Genomic DNA, 1,605 nt, shown 5'->3' on the forward strand with positions numbered 1-1,605 from the left:
AAATAGTTATTTGAATATTTAAAATATTGTTTAATAAGATTAAAAATACATTATTAATGTAGAAAGAGGTGATTAAATTGAACCTAAAAATAATCGTAGATAGCTCTTCAGATCTTCCAACTGAGATATTAAAGAAATACGATATTTCAGTCATACCATTAAGAGTCTATGACCAATTAGAAAAAGAGTATCTTGATGGAGTAAATTTACAATCACATGAGTTAATGCAAAGAATGAAAAATGGAGAGAATTTTACTTCATCTTTACCTTCTTATGATGCAATTTATCAAACTTTAGTCTCATGTAGTAAAGTCCAAAATTGTGTCTATCTTACTTGTTCTGGTGACTTATCTGGTACGTATAATTTTGCACAATTAGTAAAATTAGATATTTTAGAAAATAATCCAAATGCCTCTATTCATATTATCGATACTAGATCAGTATCACTAGGCATTTGCGTATTAGTCATGGAGTTAATAGAAGGCTTAAATAATAATGAATCATTTGAGAATCTAATGAAACAATTAAATCACAATATAAATAAGATCCAACATATTTTTACGATAGAAGATCTCCAATATTTAATACGTGGAGGTCGTGTTGGTAAGTTTGCCGGATTTTTAGGTGGCATGCTAAATATAAATCCGATTATGGAAGTAAGCGAAGGGAAATTTAAACCACTTGAAAAGGTACGAGGTCGAAAAAAAGCATTAAATCGCATGCTTGAACTAATGAAGATCCGAAAAAATGCACTTAGTAAAAATGTTGGAGTTGTATATGGGGTAAGAAATGATTCCACCGAACAATTTATTAAACAATTAAAGGATCTAATTGGTAGTGAACAGATAATAGAAAACTCAGTTGGTTCAGCAGTCGGTGTTCACACTGGTCCTAGTGCAATAGGAATCTTTTTTCTAGCAAATTAGGAAAAATTCGACTCTCAAAGTGGTGAGAGTTTTTTTGTTTAGTAAAACTTTCAATTAAAAAATAGATAGATATAATAAAAAATAGTTTAAAAGGAAATAAGTACACAATTTTGTAACTTATAAAGAGATAATTAAGGACTATTGATGGATTGTCGTTTTTTACAACTGCAAATAAAAACATCAAAAGTACAAACAAAATACCCAAAACTGCAATTAAAATCATCAAATGTACAAATAAAAATGTTAAAACTGCAAATAAGAAGCTCCAATCTTTATGCAACGTTCAAAATAAGCTTAAAATCTAGAGAATCTTCTATAAAAAGCTTTCAATTAGAACAATAATGAAGTGCTATGCAAATAATGTCTAGTTTATTATGATTATCGATCCATTGTGTTTACGAACTCCATCCATAGGCATTAAAATGGAATTTCACGTACCGGATTTAATTTGAATAAATTATAAAAAGACATAATAAATCGATAATGGATAACAAAATTCTATTAAAATCTAAAATCCCACCCTAAACCCCTAAAACTATATCACATAAATCCCAAAATTAACCTCCAATTTTCCCCCACAATCTTACATACCTAAATCATTTTACTAAACCGTATTTAACTTTTTTGGTAAAATAAAATGGAGTAAGATTTATTAATCGTCATTTTACATAATTAAATT

At 28.2% G+C, this 1,605-nt stretch carries 1 protein-coding gene; it reads left to right on the plus strand.

Annotation, left to right across the window (positions count from 1 at the left end):
- The first annotated feature begins 77 nt into the window (after positions 1–77).
- Complete coding sequence (locus tag CN514_RS20400; protein ID WP_176526003.1) at positions 78–926, plus strand: DegV family protein; 849 nt, start codon at positions 78–80, stop codon at positions 924–926.
- Positions 927–1,605: the final 679 nt, after the last annotated feature.

It is taken from the genome of Bacillus sp. AFS001701, assembly GCF_002559405.1.
GTDB lineage: Bacteria > Bacillota > Bacilli > Bacillales > Bacillaceae_G > Gottfriedia.